General features: G+C 71.6%; 16 protein-coding genes and 1 other RNA gene. 8 read left to right on the top strand and 9 right to left on the bottom strand.

Annotation, left to right across the window (positions count from 1 at the left end; genetic code table 11):
- Positions 1 to 19: 19 nt before the first annotated feature.
- From ACVTJA_RS40130 to deoC, 4 genes are all read right to left on the bottom strand, one after another.
- On the bottom strand, positions 20 to 661 hold the full coding sequence (locus tag ACVTJA_RS40130) for a hypothetical protein (RefSeq protein ID WP_465828381.1): 642 nt from the start codon (positions 659 to 661) through the stop codon (positions 20 to 22).
- A gap of 65 nt (positions 662 to 726) precedes the next feature.
- Positions 727 to 2,454, bottom strand: a complete 1,728-nt coding sequence (locus ACVTJA_RS40135; protein WP_465828383.1) for a phospho-sugar mutase — start codon at positions 2,452 to 2,454, stop codon at positions 727 to 729.
- Positions 2,455 to 2,528: 74 nt separating this feature from the next.
- Positions 2,529 to 2,921: a TraR/DksA family transcriptional regulator gene (locus ACVTJA_RS40140; RefSeq protein ID WP_465828385.1), complete on the bottom strand. Its 393-nt coding sequence runs from the start codon at positions 2,919 to 2,921 to the stop codon at positions 2,529 to 2,531.
- Positions 2,922 to 2,935: 14 nt separating this feature from the next.
- Positions 2,936 to 3,766 carry a deoxyribose-phosphate aldolase gene (gene deoC / locus ACVTJA_RS40145; protein WP_465828387.1) on the bottom strand — a complete coding sequence of 277 codons (831 nt, stop codon included), beginning with the start codon at positions 3,764 to 3,766 and terminating at the stop codon, positions 2,936 to 2,938.
- Positions 3,767 to 3,877: 111 nt separating this feature from the next.
- Between deoC and ACVTJA_RS40150 the strand changes: the two genes are divergently transcribed.
- Genes ACVTJA_RS40150 through ACVTJA_RS40160 form a run of 3 tightly spaced genes read left to right on the top strand, consistent with a single transcriptional unit; the run spans position 3,878 to position 6,744 of the window.
- The gene (locus ACVTJA_RS40150) at positions 3,878 to 5,110 is read left to right on the top strand and encodes a ComEC/Rec2 family competence protein (protein WP_465828389.1); all 1,233 of its coding nucleotides are present in this window, start codon (positions 3,878 to 3,880) and stop codon (positions 5,108 to 5,110) included.
- Complete coding sequence (locus tag ACVTJA_RS40155) at positions 5,107 to 6,486, top strand: ComEC/Rec2 family competence protein (RefSeq protein WP_465828391.1); 1,380 nt, start codon at positions 5,107 to 5,109, stop codon at positions 6,484 to 6,486. Before ACVTJA_RS40150 ends, ACVTJA_RS40155 begins: the two co-directional genes overlap by 4 nt.
- 15 nt (positions 6,487 to 6,501) lie before the next feature.
- On the top strand, positions 6,502 to 6,744 hold the full coding sequence (locus ACVTJA_RS40160; protein WP_465828393.1) for a DUF3006 domain-containing protein: 243 nt from the start codon (positions 6,502 to 6,504) through the stop codon (positions 6,742 to 6,744).
- 2 nt (positions 6,745 to 6,746) lie between these two features.
- Here ACVTJA_RS40160 and ACVTJA_RS40165 read toward each other — a convergent pair whose 3' ends face one another.
- Entirely contained in the window at positions 6,747 to 7,952 is a 1,206-nt protein-coding gene (locus ACVTJA_RS40165) for an MFS transporter (RefSeq protein WP_465828395.1), read from the bottom strand.
- Between the two features lie 11 nt (positions 7,953 to 7,963).
- Complete coding sequence (locus ACVTJA_RS40170; RefSeq protein WP_465828396.1) at positions 7,964 to 9,676, bottom strand: AgmX/PglI C-terminal domain-containing protein; 1,713 nt, start codon at positions 9,674 to 9,676, stop codon at positions 7,964 to 7,966.
- A gap of 144 nt (positions 9,677 to 9,820) precedes the next feature.
- On the opposite strand from ACVTJA_RS40170, the gene ACVTJA_RS40175 reads away from it, so the two are divergent.
- A complete protein-coding gene (locus ACVTJA_RS40175; protein WP_465828398.1) occupies positions 9,821 to 10,111 on the top strand; it encodes a TIGR02300 family protein in 291 nt (96 codons plus the stop codon).
- A 131-nt stretch (positions 10,112 to 10,242) separates the two neighbouring features.
- Here ACVTJA_RS40175 and ACVTJA_RS40180 read toward each other — a convergent pair whose 3' ends face one another.
- A complete protein-coding gene (locus ACVTJA_RS40180; protein ID WP_465828400.1) occupies positions 10,243 to 10,407 on the bottom strand; it encodes a hypothetical protein in 165 nt (54 codons plus the stop codon).
- Between the two features lie 177 nt (positions 10,408 to 10,584).
- The gene (locus tag ACVTJA_RS40185; protein WP_465828402.1) at positions 10,585 to 11,364 is read right to left on the bottom strand and encodes a hypothetical protein; all 780 of its coding nucleotides are present in this window, start codon (positions 11,362 to 11,364) and stop codon (positions 10,585 to 10,587) included.
- Between the two features lie 159 nt (positions 11,365 to 11,523).
- Here ACVTJA_RS40185 and ACVTJA_RS40190 point away from each other — a divergent pair, with 159 nt between their 5' ends.
- From ACVTJA_RS40190 to rnpB, 3 genes are all read left to right on the top strand, one after another.
- Positions 11,524 to 12,255 carry a zinc ribbon domain-containing protein gene (locus ACVTJA_RS40190; RefSeq protein WP_465828404.1) on the top strand — a complete coding sequence of 244 codons (732 nt, stop codon included), beginning with the start codon at positions 11,524 to 11,526 and terminating at the stop codon, positions 12,253 to 12,255.
- Positions 12,256 to 12,274: 19 nt separating this feature from the next.
- Positions 12,275 to 12,559, top strand: a complete 285-nt coding sequence (locus ACVTJA_RS40195) for a hypothetical protein (RefSeq protein ID WP_465828406.1) — start codon at positions 12,275 to 12,277, stop codon at positions 12,557 to 12,559.
- A gap of 131 nt (positions 12,560 to 12,690) precedes the next feature.
- An RNA gene (gene rnpB / locus ACVTJA_RS40200) (RNase P RNA component class A) lies at positions 12,691 to 13,088 on the top strand.
- A 19-nt stretch (positions 13,089 to 13,107) separates the two neighbouring features.
- Here the strand turns inward: rnpB and ACVTJA_RS40205 are convergent.
- Positions 13,108 to 13,665 carry a hypothetical protein gene (locus tag ACVTJA_RS40205; RefSeq protein WP_465828409.1) on the bottom strand — a complete coding sequence of 186 codons (558 nt, stop codon included), beginning with the start codon at positions 13,663 to 13,665 and terminating at the stop codon, positions 13,108 to 13,110.
- 69 nt (positions 13,666 to 13,734) lie between these two features.
- Between ACVTJA_RS40205 and ftsY the strand changes: the two genes are divergently transcribed.
- Positions 13,735 to 15,306: a signal recognition particle-docking protein FtsY gene (ftsY, locus tag ACVTJA_RS40210; protein ID WP_465828411.1), complete on the top strand. Its 1,572-nt coding sequence runs from the start codon at positions 13,735 to 13,737 to the stop codon at positions 15,304 to 15,306.
- Positions 15,307 to 15,315 lie beyond the last annotated feature (9 nt).

Here is a 15,315-nt window from a genome sequence, read left to right on the forward strand (position 1 = left end):
GTGACGGCGGGCCTGCCGCCTAGAAGCGGTAGGCCACGCCCATGAGGGCTTCCAGGGTGAACTCGGTGGCCTCGTAGTCCGGAATCAGCGAGGGCCCCATCCGGACGTTGAAGTTCACCGCGAGGCTGCGGTCGATGAAGTACTCCAGGCCGCCGCCCACGAGGATGGGGAACACCGGGCCGATGCCCTCGCCGAAGTAGACGTGGAAGGGCAGGTCCAGGCCCAGGTTCACCATGACGGCGCTGCCGGCGGGGATGCCCACCACGAGGCCCACGGGCAGCGCGAGGCCCACGTCCGTGTCGTCGTCGTCGAAGTAGAAGAACGGGCCCGGCTGGAAGGTGAGCGCCAGGGAGATGTTGCCCGTCTGCGCCAGCATCAGCCGCATCCACGCCTGGAACTTGATGCCGGGGTCCGTGTAGCGGACCCAGCCCTCGCGGCCCCAGTTGAAGGTGAACTTGCCGCCGATGTCGAAGCGCTCCGAGCCGCCGTGCAGCAGGCCGAGCGTGAGGCCGGGCCAGCCAATCTGCCCGGAGAAGGCGGTGTTGCCCCGCCCCAGCGTGTCGGCGGCGAGGATGGACCAGCCCTGGCCGCGCTGCGCCAGCGCGGTGCCGGGAAGGGCCAGGAAGCAGGCGAGGAGGAATCCGGGGACGAGACGCTTCACACGGTGCCTTTCTGGAGAGGGCCGCGCGGGGGCACGGCCAGTCGAACTGAGGTGTGATTCAAGACTCACGTGGGTTGTCCGCGCTCACGCGCGAGCGCGATGAAGTCATCGATGAACCGGGCCAGCCGCCCTTCCGCGCGCTCGCGGGCGCGGGCCAGGGGCTCTCCGGACGTGAGCGACTCCTTGAGCTCGAAGTAGTACTTGATTTTCGGCTCGGTGCCGGACGGCCGGAGGGTGACGCGGCCGCCGCCCTCCAACTCGAAGGCGAGCACGTTGGACGGGGGCAGCCCGCCCGAGCCCTGCTTGTAGTCGCGCACGGCGCTCACCGGGGCAGTGCCGATGCGCGCGGGCGGCGAGGCGCGGAAGGCGTCCATGATGGCGCGGATGACCTGGGCGCCCGCGGAGCCGGGCAGCGTGACGTTGCGCTGGGCGCCCACGTACAGGCCGTGGCGCCGCTGGATTTCCTCCAGGTAGCCGAGCACCGTGGTGCCGCGCGACTGGCACCACGCGGCGAGGTCCGCCATGACGAGCGCCGCGCCGACGCCGTCCTTGTCGCGCGTCACCGTGCCCACGGTGTAGCCGAGCGCCTCCTCGTAGCCGAAGACGAACTGCGTGCCCTCGGCGCGCTCGCGCTCCAGCGCGCGGTTGGCAATCCACTTGAAGCCGGTGAGCACCTCGTCATAGGCGGCGCCCAGCGCGCGGGCGATGTCGCCGAGCTGCGTGGACGAGACGATGGTGGTGACGACGTGCGGCCTCGCGCGCTTCGTGCCCTGGGTGAGGGCGTAGTGGCCCAGCAGCACGCCCACCTCGTTGCCGGTGAGCATGCGCATGCGGCCATCCGCGTCGCGCGCCATGACGGCGAGCCGGTCCGCGTCCGGGTCATTGGCCAGCACCAGGTCAGCGCGCACGCGCTCGGCCGTGGCGAGCGACAGGTCCATGGCGCCGGGCTCCTCCGGGTTGGGGAAGCGCACGGTGGGGAAGCGGCCGTCGGGCTGCTGCTGCTCGGCCACGGGGGTGAAGCGCGGGAAGCCCGCCTCGCGAAGGGCGCGCTCGGCCCAGAGGCCGCCCACGCCGTGCATGGCGGTGTAGACGATGGACAGCGTGTCCGAGCCGCGCTGGTGCACGCGCAGCCCGAGGATGGCGCGCAGGTACGCCTCCCCCACGTCGTTGCTCAAGTCCCGCCACAGCCCCTTCGCGCGCGCGTCCGCGGGCGTCATGAGCGGCACGCGGTTGGCGGGCTCCACCCTGGCGATGGACGCGGCGATGCCGGTGTCATGCGGGGGAATGATTTGCGCGCCGTTGCCCCAGTAGACCTTGTAGCCGTTGTACTCGGGCGGGTTGTGGCTGGCCGTCACCATGACGGCCGCGGCGGCATTCAGGTGCAGCGCGGCGAAGGCCGTCACCGGCGTGGGCACCGGGTGCGGGAAGAAGTGCGCGGGAATGCCCTCCGCGGCGAGCACGGCGGCGGTGTCCTCGGCCAGCTCCGCGCTCAGGCGGCGTCCGTCACGCCCGACGACGACGCCCCGCGTGGCCACGTCCGGCACGTGCGCCTTGAGGTAGCGCGCGAGGCCCGCCGTCGTGCGGCGCACCACGGCGCGGTTCATCCGGTTGGGTCCGGCGCCCAGCACGCCGCGCAGGCCCGCGGTGCCGAACTCCAAATCACCGGCGAAGCGGTCCGCCAGCTCCGTCCAGTCGCCCTTCGCCAGCAACTGCGCCAGCTCCGAGGCGGTGTCGGTGTCGGGGTCCGCCTGACGCCAGGCCTCCGCCCGCTCTCTCAGTCCGGTGGTGTCCATGCGCGTGGGCCTCGTGTAGCCGAAAGCGGCGCACGGAGCACGGGCTCGCGCGCCTGCTGTTCAGGGGTGATAGTTCAGGTGTAGTCGGTGAGCTTCTTGCGCGTGGCGGGGCCCTTGGGGCCGTCCTTGGAGGACTGGCACGTCACGCAGTACTCCGCGTACGGCATGGCGCGCAGGCGGCCCAGGGGCAATTCGTCGCCGCACTCCTCGCACTCGCCATAGGAGTCCGGGTCGTCGCGCAGCTTGCCCAGCGCCTTCATCACGCGGGCCAGCACGCCGTCCATGTTCCGGTTCCGGTTGGAGGCGATGGCCTGCATCATCTCGTTGAGGGGCTGCTCGTCCTCGTCACCGCCGATGCGCGCGTCGTCGGTGCGGTTGGGCTCGATTTTCCGCGGCGTCTTCTCCGTCAGCTCGGCGTGGAGCGCCAGCAGCAGCTTCTTGAATTCCTCTCGCTGTTTCGCGTTCACGTCTCGCCCCCGTGTCAGTACTTCGCGGTGGAGGACTGTCCGCTGACGATGGCCACGGACGCGGACGCGCCCAGGCGGTTGGCGCCCGCGCGCAGCATCTTCATCGCATCCTCGGCGGAGCGGATGCCGCCGGACGCCTTCACGCCCACGTCCTCGCCCACCACGCGGCGCATCAGCGCGACGTCCTCGGCGGTGGCGCCGCCCGGGCCGAAGCCGGTGGACGTCTTCACGAAGGCGGCCCCCGCGGCCTTGGACAGGGCGCAGGCGAGCACCTTCTCCTCGTCCGTGAGCAGCGCCGTCTCCAGAATCACCTTCACCGGCAGTGGGCGGCTGGCCTCCACCACGGTGGCGATGTCCCGGTGCACCAGCGCATAGTCGCGCGACTTGAGCGCGCCCACGTTGAGCACCATGTCGATTTCACGCGCCCCGGCGCGGATGGCCTCGCGGGCCTCGAAGGCCTTGGCGGACGGCAGCGACGCGCCGAGCGGGAAGCCCACCACTGCGATGGGCACCGTGTTGGAGCCGTCCAGCACGCGCGCGGCGGTGGCCACGTGCGTGCTGTTGACGCACACCGTGGCGAAGCCGTGCTTCCTGGCCTCCTCGGCCAGCTTCACCACGTCCTCGGCGCGGGCCTCGGGTTTGAGCAGCGTGTGGTCGATGTAGGGGGCCAGGTCCGCCGGGGAGCGGAGGGTCTCCATGTCCACGCGGCGGGTGGACGGCATCGTGTCCGGAGCGGGAGCACCGGGCTCGGAGGGAGAGGAGTCCTTCCAGGCATCCATGCGGCGGCGGGCCTGGTCGGCGAGCTCCTCGAGGAACTTCGCGAAGACGTCCTGGGAGTCGGACATGCCGGGCCCCATAGCCCACTTCCCGCCCCTCGGGAAGCGCTCGCACGGGTAGCACGCATCCGCCGCCCAGCCAGATGCCGAGGGACGGAGCGGGGCGGTAGAGTCCGCTGCGTGACGTCTCTTGCCCGGCTGCTCACCCTCGTCGTCCTCCTGCTCGCCTCGCTTCCGGGCCGGGCCGCGCCTTCGCTCGCTCCCGCCGTGAAGCCGCTCACGGTGTACTTCTTCGACGTGGGCCAGGGGGACGCGGCGCTCATCGTGTCGCCCACGGGCAAGACGGTGCTCATCGACGGCGGCCCGCCCGAGGGCCGCGAGCACCTGGCCCGCCGCCTGCGCGCGCTGGTGAAGGAGCCGCTGGACCTGGTCATCCTCACCCACCCACACCTGGACCACCTGGGCGGCATGGCCCAGGCGCTCAAGACGGTGGGGGCGAAGCGCTTCATGGACCCGGGCTTCGACCACCCGAGCGACGCGTACAGGGAGCTGCTGGACGTGGTGGGCGACTCGGTGGGCCAGGTGATGAACCCGGAGCCCAACCCGCAGGCGCCGCAGACGCTGCTCACCATCGGCCTGGGCGAGGGCGTCTCGCTCACGGTGCTCTGGCCCCGCGTGCCGCAGGAGCCCTTCCTGGACGACACGCGCTCGGACCCGAACTCCAACTCCATCGTCACCAAGCTGACGTACGGGAAGACGGCCTTCCTCTTCACTGGCGACGCCGAGCCGGACACGGAGGCCGCCCTCCTCCAGAAGCGCATCGACTTCTCCGCCACCGTGCTCAAGGTGGCCCACCATGGCGGGAAACACTCGTCCACGGCGGCGTTCCTCGCGGCGGTGAAGCCGCAGGCCGCCGTCATCTCCTGCGGCACGGGCAACGACTACGGCCACCCCACCGCCGAGGCGCTGGAGCGATTGGACGCGTCGGGCGCCCGCGTCTTGCGCACCGACCTGGACGGCGAGGTGGTGGCGGTGAGCGACGGCACCACCGTCACGGTGCGCTCCGAGAAGGGCCGCGCCGCGCCGATGACGGTGACGGGCACGGTGAAGCCCGGTCCCGTCGCGCTCGGCCCCATCCTCCCCAGCACGAAGCGCGCGCACGGTGGCTCGCGAGAGAAGGAGCCCGAGCCCGGCGCGCGCGCCGGCGGCACCGTCATCTCGCGAAGCGCCATGGAGTCGGCTCCTGTGTCCTCGCGGAGCGAGGCGGGGTCCTACGTCAGCCTGAAGGGCAGCAAGGTGTTCCACCGCGAGGACTGCGCCACCCTCAAGCGCTCCAAGTCCGAGCGCACCGTCTATTCCAGCCGCGCCGCCGCCCTGCGCGAGCGCCGCCCCGCCGAGGACTGCCACCCATGAGCCCGCGTCTGTTGTGCCTGCTGGGAGTGCTGGTGGCCACGGCGGCCTGCGAGGAACCTCCACCGCCCGCACCTCCGCCTCCCACCGCGGCCCCCCGCCCCGCCGAGGCGCGCCGCTACTTCGGCGCGGGTCCGGACGGGAAGCTGCACGTCTACTTCTTCAACGTGGGCCAGGGGGACGCGGCGCTCATCGTGTCGCCGAAGGGGCACACGGTGCTGGTGGACACCGGGCCCGCCACGGCGGCGGACCACCTGCTCAACCGGCTGCCGGAGTTGCTCACGCAGCGGCTCGACCTGGTCATCCTCACGCACCCGCACGCGGACCACCATGGCTCGGTGGAGGCAGTGCTGCGCCGCGTGGGCGCGAAGCAGTTGATGGAGCCGCAGCTCGAGGCCACGCCTCCGGAGTACGACGCGCTGCTCACCCGGCTCGGCGGCATGGGCGTGGAGTTCGTCTCCACGGAGCCTCCGTCCACGCCCAACGCGCCGCTCCGCCTGCCGCTGGGCCCCGGCGCGGAGCTGAACGTGCTGTGGCCCCGCCACCCGGCCGAGAAGCTGCTGGATGTGCCCGAGGCCTCGCTGGAGGCCAACTCCGTCGTGCTGCGCCTCACGTATGGCGACACGGCGGTGCTCTTCGCGGGGGACGCGCATGCGAAGACGGAGGAGCACCTGCTGGCGCTCGGCACGCCCATGCGGTCCACGGTGCTCAAGGTGGCGGCGCACGGCTCGGATGGGCCGACGACGAGTGCCTTCCTGCAGGCCGTGCACCCTCGCGCGGCGGTCATCTCGGTGGGCCACCAGGGCGGCGCACCGGCCGCCGCCACGCTGAAGCGCCTGGAGGCGGCGGGCGCGCAGGTGTTCCGCACCGACGTCTCGGGCGAGGTGCAGGTGGTGAGCGATGGGAAGCAGCTCGTCGTCACCCCGCAGCGCCTGCCCGAAGGTGTGCCGGAGGACACGCGCTACACGTTCACCGGTCTCGAGGACACAGCCGCGCCGACGGTGGCCCAGGCTCCGAAGGCGGAGACGGCGAAGCCGGGCGCCACGAAGCCGGAGGTGGCGAAGGCTTCGCCCGGCCGTGGCACGCAGGGCACGCGGAGCTCGACGAACCCGACGCAGTTCGGGCAGGTGGTGGACATCGACGACCTGCCGGCCGCGGATGCGCCGTCACCGTCTCGCACGGAGACGCGCACGCCTCGCAAGAGCACGGAGTCGCGCGCCGCGCAGTCGGAGACCTACGTCGGCAGCAGCAAGACGGACGTCTTCCACCTCCCATCGTGCCGGAACGCGGCGAAGATAAAGTCGTCGAACCTCGTCGTCTTCAAGTCCCGCGAGGAAGCCGCCCGCAACCGTCGGCCGGCCCGGGACTGCAATCCGTAGAGGAGCTGTCGCGCAATGACTCGCGCCACGTTGGACCGCATCGAAGGCGACGTCGCCGTGCTCGTCGTGGAGGGCCGGCAGGAGACGCGTCCGCTGAGCGAACTGCCCGAAGGGGTGCGCGAAGGCGACGTGCTGGACTTGGAAACGCTACGCGTGGACCGCGAAGCCACCGAGGCCCTGCGCGCCGAGGTGCGCGAGGCGCGCCAGCGGGCGAAGCGCGGCAAGAAGAAGCCACCCTCCGGCGACTTCGATTTGTAGATTCACACCACCGGCGCCGCCTCGGGACGGGCCCGGGGCAGCAGCACCACCAGCAGCACCGCGCTCACCGCCGCCAGCAGGCCCGCGGAGAGGAAGGCCGGCGCGCTGCCCCACCGCGTCCACACCGCTCCGAACAACAGGCCCGCGGCCAGCGAGGCTCCACCCGTGAGCCCGTTGTAGAGCCCGAAGGCCCGCCCCCGCGCCTCCGGCGGCACCAGCGAGGTGAGCAGCGACTTCTCCGCCCCCTCCGCCAGCGCGTGGTACAGCCCGTAGAACGCCATGACGGCCAGCGTGGCGGGCACACCGCGCACCTGCGACAGCGCCACATAGCTGAGCGCGTACAGCCCCCACCCCGCCAGCACCACGCGCGACGAGCCCAGCCGGTCCGCCAGCCAGCCCGCCGGATACGAGACGGCCGCCTTCACCACGTGCAGCAGCAGCCACGCCATGGGCAGCAGCGCCGCCGGCGCTCCCTCCTCCGTGAGCTTCAGCAGGAGGAACGCATCCGTGGAGTTCGCCACGCCGAAGAGCACCACCGGCACCAGGTAGTACCCGAGCCTTCGCGGCACCGGCACCAGCGCCGAGCCCTGCCCCGCCGCCTCCGGTGCGCGCTCGGGCTCCTTCACCACGAGGATGCACAGCACCGCGAAGAAGCCCGGCACCGCCGCCGCGAGGAACACCTGCTCCGCGCGCAGCCCCAGCGCCACCAGCCCCATGGCCACCAGCGCGCCCACCGCCGCGCCCGCGTGGTCCATGCCCCGGTGGAAGCCGAACGCCCGCCCCCGCGCGCCCTCCGGCACCGAGTGCGCGATGATGGCGTCACGCGGACTGCTGCGAACGCCCTTGCCCACCCTGTCCAGAGAGCGGATGACGAGCGGCTGCCACGCGAGGGTGACGAAGGCCATCATCGGCCGCGCCAGCGACGACACGCAGTAGCCCATCAGCACCAGCGGCTTGAGCCGGCGCGCCCGGTCCGCCCACAGGCCGGAGCGGTACTTGAGCAGCGCGGACACCAGGTCCGACAACCCCTCCATGGCGCCCAGCAAGAGCGGCGCCGCCGGGAAGCGCGCCGCGAGGAACGCGGGCAGGAGGGGAAAAATCATCTCGCTGCTCACGTCGGTGAACAGCGACACCACGCCCAGCAGCACCACCGCGCGGGGCAGGCCGCCAGTCGCGGCCCGCGCCTGGTCCGACTCCTGAGTGCTCACAGCCGGGACAGCTACATCGTCCCGGAGAGGACGAGCGGAATCTCGAGGTCGATGTCATCACCCGAGAAGGCGGAGAACACCATGTTCTTCGCGCGGTCCTTGATGCAGGCGCCCACGGGAGAGCGGTTCAGGTCCTTCTTGTCGAGCGTCGCGGCCTTCACCTTGCCGGAGCTGCCCACCGTGGCCGTCAGCGTCACCTTGCCCACGCGGAAGGACGGGTTCTTGCGCAGCTCGTTCTCCACGCAGGCCTTGAAGGCGTCCTGCGCCTTGTCCACCACGCGCTCCACCTCTTCGTCCGAGGGGCCACCCACGTCGTCCGAGTCCGTCGCGGCCACCTCCGCGTCCTTGCGCACGTCGGGGCCCACGTCCTTCTTCCCCGAGTCCGCGTAGACGGCCTGGAGTTGCTCGGCGGACGGAGGCGGCGCGACGCCCGTCGGCGCGCCACCACCCGCGGGCGCCTGGCCCGTGGGCGCGGGCGCGGACTCAGGCTGCGCGGGGGGCGCGGCCGGACGCTTCTCGGTGGGCGGGGCCGCGGGCTTCGGCGCCGGGGCCGGAGGCGGCTCGCGTCCCAGCAACTTGTCGCGCAGCGCACCCACGCCTCGCGTGGAGAAGATGGGCTGCTCCACCGGATGCCCTTCCGCGTCCACCGTCTTCACGCGCAGGGGCACCACGCCCAGCGTCTCCGACAGCACGTACGCGCCGCCGAGCGGGACGATGAGCAGCAACAGCACCGCGACGGCGTACTTCCACGCGGGGTTGCGCCGCGTCACGCCGGACTTCGCCGCGAAGTGACGCGTGTCCTCCACCGGCTCGCGCTCTTCCGGGTCCCCACCGCCCAGCGCGGCGAGCGGGTCCTCGTGCTGCGCCTGGCCTTCGTCCTCACCCCGGTTGCCCGGCAGGTCCAGGTCGGAGAACAGGTCGTCGTTGAGCGGCGCGGCGCTCGCGGCGGCCTGGCCCCGCCGGCCCTGCTGCGGCTGCGGCTGGGCCTGGATGCGCGGGTCCATCTCCCCGAAGTAGGTCCGCTCCGGCGCGTCCTGGTCCGGGTCCCACTCGGGCTGCTGGTCGTCCGGGGCCGGCTGCGGCTCGGGCTCCGGCATGAAGGCCTGGGGCTGGGGCTCCGGCTCACGGCGGGCTGGAGCCGCCCGCTGGGCGCGGGCCGGCGCGGGGGCCGGTGCCGGCGCCTCCACCGGGGGAGGCGGCGGAGGGGGCGGCTCGGGCGCGGGCGGCGGCGCGAAGAAGCCCGCGAGCTCCGGGATGTCCGCGCCGCGCTTCCAGTCCGCCATGCCCTGCTGCCAGAAGAAGCTGCGCCCGCTGACGGTGCCGGTGGCGACCAGCTCGCGGAGGGCGCCCTCGTCCAGCGGCCCCTCCTGCTTGTTGCGCACCATGACGAACCAGGGCGAGCCCGCCGGCTTCAGGGGCACCGCGCGGGTGGGCTCGTCATCCCAGGGCGTCTGGAGGGCGGCGGCCGGCGCGCGGGCGACGGGGGCCGCGGCGGCGGAGGCAGGCGCGGGGGCCTCGGGCTCCGCGAGGGAGCGCTCCTGGGCGCGGATGCGCTCCACGTCCGCGAGGGACACCACGCGGGTGCTCTCCTCCAATGGGGCGGACGGTCCTTCGACGGTGATGACGTTCTGGCAGTTCTTGCAGCGGACCTTGACCGTCTTGCCGCGGACCTTTTCGTCCGCAATGGAATACCGCTTCTGGCAATTGTCGCAGGTGAAGTTCAAGGGGAGCGTCCGGCTTCCGGGGGAAAACGCGGGTCGGATGCTACCGCTAGAAATCTCCCGCGCAAACCACAGGTTGACTCTGTCCGACAGCCCAACTATTCACGCGCCCTCTCCTGTATCCACTGGCCTTTCCAAAGGTGGCGAATGCCGGCGAAGGATCTTGGAACGAAGTACGTCTGCTACAAGTGCCAGACGAAGTTCTACGACATGAAGAAGCCGGACCCCGTCTGTCCGAAGTGTGGAGCGGACCAGCGGGAGAGCCCGGCCCTCAAGCCCCAGCCCGAGGGCCGCCGTGGCCGCCTGGCCGCGGCCCCGAAGGTCATCGAGCCCATCGAGCCGGAGGAGCCAGCCGCCGCGGGTGAAGAGGAAGAGGAAGAGCTCGAGAGCTTCGACGACGAAGAAGCCGGTGCCGAGCCGGAAGAGGACGACATCTAGTCCCGAAGCACCAAGGGGCTCCACGGCGCAAGCCGGGAGCCCCTTCTGCATTCTTCAGGACAGCGATGTCGTGGCTTGCCGCCCGGGCGCGCTCGCATGACGGGCGCGCCAGACGTGGCGGTGGACTGCCCTCAGGTTCCCGAGGCGGGCTTCAGCTCCAGGAGCGCCCGGCGGATCTGCTCGTAGAGGCCGGGCCCCATCTCCTGCATGCCCACCGGTCGCGATGCCGCCTTCCGGGGCGACTCCACCGTGCTCGTGTCGCTCGTCGGACTGGCTTGCTTCTTCGGCTGATGCATGACGCGGCCCCCTTTTCTTGGTGTCGCCACTCTTATAGCAATATTTCCGCAAGAGCGGAAAGATGGATCAAAAAATCGGCGCCCTCATCCACTTATACGTCGAGCGCCGAAAATATTTCCCCGACTGAAGGCTCCCCCCCCCCGCGCCGGGGCCCCGCACCGAGTCGCCTGCCCCGGCTACTTCAGTTGGTCCACCGCCCACTCCAGGTCCACCCGGGCGGTTTCGCCGTTCTTCACATTCACGGTGCGTGCCAACTCGGGCAGGCGCTGGTGCCAGAAGACGAGGGTGTGGTTGCCCTCGGGCAGTTCCAGGCGGAAGCGGCCGTCGGCGCCGCTGGTGGTGAAGTACCCGTGGTCGAACGTCCGCACCAGCGAGTGCATCCAGGGGTGCACGTCGCAGCGGATGGGCACCTCGCCGGGAACGGTGGGCAGGGGGCGGCGCACCGTCATGCCCTCCAGCGGCATGGCCACGTTGAAGAAGGCGCGGTTGGCGCCGGAGGCCGCGCGCACGTTGTGGACCAGCGGATCCGAGTTGCGCAGCACCAGCGTGCTTCCGGCGCGCGCGGCCAGGACAGGCGGGTCATAGAGGCAGCGCTTCTGGTCCAACACCGGCTCGGGCGGGGCCTGCCGTGCCGCGAGCAGCGCGGCGCCGTCCTTCGCGGCTACCACCACGTAGGCGAGCGAGCCCTCGCCGCCCACCACCAGCGAGCGGTCCTCCGCCTGCTCACCACACACGGACACCACGGTGCCGGTGGTGGGGACGCGCGCGGGCTGCGGCGGAGTCCCGGAAAGCCGGATACGGCCCTCGACGGTGCCCCAGCCCGTGGCGGCGGGTGCCGGACGCGCGGCGGGAGTGTCTGGATTTCCGGCGGAGACCGGAGCTGGAGGAGGCGCGGACTCGCGGCAGCCGGAGGCGAGCGCGAGCAGGAGGGACGCGAACAGGACGGGGCGGAACACGCGCCCGGTCTAACTGGAGCGTGAAGCTGTTTCAAATGCAGCATGCCTGCCCGGAGCCCGAGGGATGACGCATGGGCCATTTGGGCGTTGGACCCCCATCACCCTTGTTGGTACAAGAGCGCGGCCGTACACGGTGCGGCCCTGTGGGAGGCAGCAACTTTGCGGGAGAAATTGAAAGCGCTGGCGGAGCTGCAGAACGTGGACCTCGAGGTCGCCTCGCTCCGGAAGGCAGCGGACGTTCACCCCCGTCAGATTGCCGAACTGGAGCGCGAGCTGGGCGTGGCCCGCAGCGCCATCGAGGCCGAGCGGGCGCGGCTCACGGACATGGAGCGCCAGAAGGCGCAGCTCGAGCAGAACATCACGGACGAGAAGGACAAGGTGAAGAAGTGGGAGGCGCGGCTCAGCGAGCAGCGCAGCACCCGCGAGTACTCCGCCCTGGCCCGTGAAATCGACATCGCCAAGAAGGCCAACCTGACCATGGCCGAGGAGCTGGCCGAGCTGACGAAGCAGCTCGGCGCGGCGCGCGAGGCCATCAAGTCGAAGGAGGCCGAGTTCGCCACGAAGCAGCAGGGCCTGTCCGGCCGCATGGCGGAGCTCAAGGGCAAGCTGGGCGAGGCGGAGTCGCAGGTGAAGGCGCTCGAAGGCCGCCGCTCCGGCGTGGCCCAGGGCGTGGATGCCACCCTGCTCCGCCGCTATGAGACGGTGCGCAAGAAGAAGCTGCCCGCGCTGGTCGGCGTCGTCGCCGGCACCTGTCAGGGCTGCAACATGAACGTGCCGCCGCAGCTCTACAACCAGCTTCGCACCACGCTCGGCACCGACGTGTGCCCGTCCTGCCACCGCATCATCTACGCGGTGGAGGCCCTGCAAGAGACGCCCGCGGCGGCGAAGTAGCCCCAACGCTTCCGCCGTCATGCCCGCGCCGTCCATCGCCGACATCCTCCGCCACATCGCGCGCGAGGAGCCGTTGCCGTCGACGGTGCGTGCCTTCCGCGGCCTCACCCGCGAGCACCTCGGTCAGCTCATCGAGGAGGCCGCCGGGCGTCTGGCCGCCGCCGAGGCCTCCGTGCAGCAGCCACGCGTGGAGCCCTCCGCCGGCCCCGTGCCGGGCGCAGCGCCCCGAGAGGTCGCCGTGCCACCGGGAGAGCGGGGCGAGGCCCGCTCGCGCGCCATGCGCTCCGAGCGCCGGGGGAGCTGAGCCGGACCGCCGGCTCGCGCCCTGCTCCTGGCCGCGAAGAAGTCGCTCCGACGCTCGCCGTCAGGCCCCTGATTCCTTCTCTGTCCCTGGAGTGGACCTGCGCCGTCCGCCTGTTGTAAGGGCACGGTGCCGGAGTGGTCCGGGTGAACGCTGGCCACCGCAGTCACGGGTGGCGGGAGGAAAGTCCGGGCTCCAGAGGGCAGGGTGCTGGCTAACGGCCAGTCGAGGCGACTCGCAGGAAAGTGCCACAGAAAACAAACCGCCCGTTCCACAAGGGGCGGGTAAGGGTGAAACGGTGCGGTAAGAGCGCACCGCGTCCGGGGTGACTCGGACGGCACGGTAAACCCCACCTGGAGCAAGAGCCAATAGGAGCGCGTCCCTCGCAGTCTGGAGGGACAGGGATGGCCCGTCCCAGGCGTTCGGGTTGCTCGCTGATGAGGTCCCTGGGCAACCAGGGCCCTAGATGAATGTTCACCGCCCACCTCGAAAGGGGTGGGAACAGAACCCGGCTTAGAGGACCACTCCGGCGTTTTTCCCTCTGCCGCCGCTCAGCGCGCCACGGGCACCTGGCCCAGCAGGATGCGGTCTCTCCCGTCGTTGCGCACGGCGTCCGGGTTGGTGAGCCGCAGGCGCGAGTCCGTGCGCGGCTCCCACAGGCCCAGCCAGATGTTGAGCGCGCGCGCGGGGGCGTTGGCCGGCAGGTAGACGTTGAACTCGTCCTTCACCGTCTCGCCGGGCTTCCACTGCGACGTCGCGTAGAGGCCGCCCGCGGGCTTGTGGTCCACGTTCATGCGCTCCATGCGCCCCTCGGCGTCCTCCACGTGGACGAAGACGAGGTAGTCGTCCTCGATGGGCTGGAGCACCTTGAAGTAGAGCGTCACCCTGGCCTGCTCTCCCGGGGTGATGCGGCCGGGCAGAATCGTGGCGCCCGCCAGCTCCACCTTGCCGCCGAGGTTGGCGCCGTTGCGCAGCGACAGCGGGGGCACCTGGGCGACGGTGGATGCGCGGCGCTCCTCCGGGCTGGCGCCGCCGGGAGCCTCGACGATGCAGGCGGGGCCCAGCAGGAGGAGCGACGGAAGCACGACAGTGGAGAGCTTGAGGCGCATGGCCCGTGGGTTCTACCCGGCCACGGGCGCTGCATCCACTTGCGTGTTGGTGTATGCGAGGCCGCGAATATGAAGACCCCGAACGCCCTCGACATCCTGACCGCGCAGGTGCCGCCCGCCCCCTCCCCCGCCCCTACGCCGGGCGGTGGCACGACGCAGCCGGGCACCGGCACGCCCCCGTCCGAGGGGTTCCCCGTCGGCGATGTCGTCGGCATCGGCGCCGCGGGCCTCTTCGTCCTGCTGATGGTGCTGGCCGCGCGGAAGATGTTCTTCCGCAAGCGCGCGCCCGAGGCGAAGAAGCCCACGGTCCCCGCGCCCGAGGAGAAGGAGAAGCCCGCGCTGCCCGCGGAGCGGCCCCAGCTCCGCGTGGAGCTGCCGCCCACGGAGGCGGAGCAGGCCCGGCTGCGCGAGGTGGACGAGGCCCACGCCCGCGCCGCCGCCCTCGCCCGCCAGCGCGAGGAGGCCGCACGCGCCGCTCGCACCACCACCGACGCCGCCGAGCGCTCCCGCCTGGAGGCGGAGGCCCGCGACCTCAAGGAGCGCGAGGAGGAGGAGAAGCGCGCCGAGTACCGCGCGAAGAAGGCCGCCGACGACGAGGCCCGCGAGCGGCGCAAGCGTGAGCAGGCCGAGGCCGCGCGGCTGATGGAGGAGGAGCGCGCCCGCGAGGCCGCCGCCGCCGAGGAGGCCCGCCGCGCGGAGGAAGCCGCCGCGCGCGCCAAGATTGAAGCCGAGGCCGGCCGCACCCTGGCGCAGGGCCTGGACAAGACGAAGAGCCAGGGCTTCATGGCCCGCCTCAACGGGCTGTTCGGCCAGCAGCGCCAGGTGGACGAGTCCGTCCTGGCCGAGCTGGAGGAAATCCTCTTCACGGCCGACATCGGCGTGCGGACGGCCAACCACCTGGTGGAGGTGGCGCGCGAGAAGCTCAAGCGCAACGAGCTGAAGGACCCGGAGCGCATCAAGGGCCTCATCCGCGAGGAGGTGGCGCGCATCGTGGACCTGCCGGTGCCGCGCACGCTCGAGGGTGGCGGCCCCCCGCACGTCGTCATGGTGGTGGGCGTCAACGGCGCGGGCAAGACGACGACCATCGGCAAGCTGGCGGCGAAGCTCACCGGCCAGGGCAAGAAGGTGGTGCTCGCCGCGGGCGACACGTTCCGCGCCGCCGCGACGGAGCAGCTCGACGTGTGGGCGGACCGCGCGAAGGCGGAGCTCGTGAAGGGCGTCGAGGGTGGGGACCCGGGCTCCGTCATCTTCGACGCGGTGAAGAAGGCGCGCGACGAGGGCGCGGACGTGGTCATCGCCGACACGGCGGGCCGGCTCCACACCAAGGCGCCGCTCATGGAGGAACTGAAGAAGGTGAAGCGCGTCATGGAGAAGGCACTGCCGGGCGCGCCGCACGAGGTGCTGCTCGTGCTGGACTCCACCAACGGGCAGAACGCGATTCAGCAGGCCAAGCAGTTCCACGAGGCCGTGGGCGTCACCGCGATTGCGCTGACGAAGCTGGATGGCACCGCGAAGGGCGGCGTCATCATCGGCATCTGCGACGAGCTGAAGCTCCCCGTCGTCTGGGTGGGCGTGGGCGAGAAGATTGCCGACCTTCGCCGCTTCGAGCCGCGCGAGTTCGTCCAGGCCCTGTTCGACTGAGAGCCCGAC

The organism is Pyxidicoccus sp. M6 (assembly GCF_055568925.1).